We start from the raw sequence: 2,116 nt of genomic DNA, 5'->3' as shown, positions 1-2,116 counted from the left end.
ATTCGCAAGTGAGCGCGGTTTACACATCGCGGCCTTCTACATCGAAAATGAATCTGGCGCATCCCTGTGTCGCCCCGCGCTGTTCGAGCTGATCGCTGACGCAACCGCAGGCGACATTCTGCTGATCGAGCAGGTAGACCGCCTGAGCCGCTTGAATGAGTCGGACTGGAACGCCCTCAAACAGGCCCTGAGCGCCAAGCAGATTAAGGTAGTAGCTCTCGACCTGCCTACCTCTTGGATGATGGCAGCGCCCGCTGACGACTTCACAACGAGGATGTTTTCTGCCATCAACGGCATGATGCTTGACATGCTGGCCGCGATTAGTCGAAAAGATTACACAACTCGCCGTGAGCGCGCGGCCCAAGGTGTACTGAAAGCAAAGGCTGCGGGCAAATATCAAGGACGAGTCGAAGACACCCAGCGCAACCAGTTGATTCAACGGCATCTCAAAGCAGGACAGTCGAGCTGGATCGAGATCATGGAACTTGTCGGCTGTAGTCGTGGTACGGTTGCCAAACAGGCTGCGCTCTTGAAGGCTGCGGAAATGGCATGAATTCTGCTGTTCATCTGCGACCTCGCATACCGTTCGCCAAAAGCGTGGCCGACCTAGGCAGAGCACCAGCTTGGCGTTGTTTATGTGTCATCTCAGGTTGTTCCGCTCTAACCACTTCCGCAGTGAAGCATAGTGAATGGCTGTCAGGCCCGTTAAACGGGCCGTCAGACGTCGATGGCGCTTGCGCCACTTGTAGGGCTGTCGAACAGGGATCATGGCCTCTGGGGTGCCTCCAAGCACTTCTAAGATCTTGTGTCGAGCCAAGCGAGCGCGGTCCGTCGCAGTAGCCGCCAGTGTGGAGCGATACCGCAGGCCAAGACAGTGGCGGCAGGCCACCTCGTTGCCCGACCAGTACAAGGATTGGAAATTCCCCTCGTGCGCGCGAGGGCACTTCAGGAGGGGGCGTACCCGTCCTTTTAGGCATGGTATGGCCATAATATCGACGTGGTACGTTGCGCCACCCAAGAAGGCTGTCAGACGGTCTGGGCAGAGCATTATCACGCCGGTTGTTGTGCCGTCGCCGACTGCCAGTAGGGATTGCCCCGTGCTGGTCGCGACAGACGTCAACTTCGCCAGGTTGATCTCGAACTTATCTTCGAGGACTGGAACTCGGAAATTTTTCATTGCTTTTCTGCTCCCTGTACCGAAATAAAAATCAAAGTGCCCGCTGCACCCCACTTTGCTGGGGAGCAGCAGGCAGCGCATACGTACGTTGTTACGACGAGATCGGCATCACCGGGTGCCAGTCGCGTTGAATTTTGCCGATCTGGACGGTGAGATGTTGAGTGATATCGCCGAAGGAGGCATCGAAGCGCGTCCACAAGGCGCTTTCTTCGTAGAGCGGGAAAGGGAACACCGTCGACTGATCCAGGCACTTCTTGCGCTGTTTGAACATGGCGAAGATGGCAGTTCCCAAATCGAAGTGGTCAAGTCCACTGACATCTGCGTATGTCAAATTGCGCAAGCCTGGGTCCGCTTTCACGGCAACGACGCCATAGACGTGCTGGAACTCCGTGATGAAGCTGAGGGCTTGGCGTGGGGTGAGGTGGGTGCGATTAACAAACATGTGTGGGTCCTATCTTGTAAGGGTGATGTCTCTAAAAGCGCAACCAAAAACAACTTGTCTTGCGGGCTGAAACCCAGTCTGGAGGCGGCTTTCAAGAGAATTCAATATAAAGAGATACCCCCCCCCCTTTCATACTATTTCTTTCTCAAAGTACGGAAGGACAGGGGCTTGTTTCGTTGATTTTATTGCGGTTGGTCGCCAAACTCCGCTGCGACATAGGCCACGCGTTTTTTACCGCGCCCGGATGGCGGGAGGAAGTCAACCTTTTGGAATCCACGATCACCGATGAGGTTCTTGAAGACCTGCTGTCGCATGCGTTCGTCGGCTTCTTTGAAGCGCGCGGTCTTGCGCGCCAAGTCTGCCTCTGTCAGGCCGTTGGGACCTGCTGCATTGATAAACCTTGCAACATCATTGCAGAGCGCTCCGAACGGGCTGTCAGCGATGTGGTTCATCAGGTCACTCAGCGAACGATCCGCCCAGTACGTAACGTAATCAAC

The 2,116-nt window shown here is 55.4% G+C and carries 3 protein-coding genes; 1 reads left to right on the top strand and 2 read right to left on the bottom strand.

Annotated features, from left to right (window positions below):
- On the top strand, window positions 1-553 hold a 553-nt coding region (locus PO883_RS34205; RefSeq protein ID WP_289313763.1), incomplete at its 5' end, for a recombinase family protein.
- 715 nt (window positions 554-1,268) lie between these two features.
- Here the strand turns inward: PO883_RS34205 and PO883_RS34200 are convergent.
- Window positions 1,269-1,619, bottom strand: coding sequence for a hypothetical protein (locus PO883_RS34200; protein WP_289313762.1), 351 nt, complete (start codon window positions 1,617-1,619; stop codon window positions 1,269-1,271).
- 182 nt (window positions 1,620-1,801) lie between these two features.
- A partial coding sequence (locus tag PO883_RS34195) for a hypothetical protein (RefSeq protein ID WP_289313761.1) occupies window positions 1,802-2,116 on the bottom strand: 315 nt, incomplete at its 5' end.

This window comes from Massilia sp. DJPM01 (genome assembly GCF_030348125.1).
In the GTDB taxonomy this organism is placed as follows: domain Bacteria; phylum Pseudomonadota; class Gammaproteobacteria; order Burkholderiales; family Burkholderiaceae_D; genus Telluria_A; species Telluria_A frigida.
The sequence above is the reverse complement of the archived record's forward strand: the minus strand, read 5'-3'. Positions and strand labels throughout refer to the sequence as shown.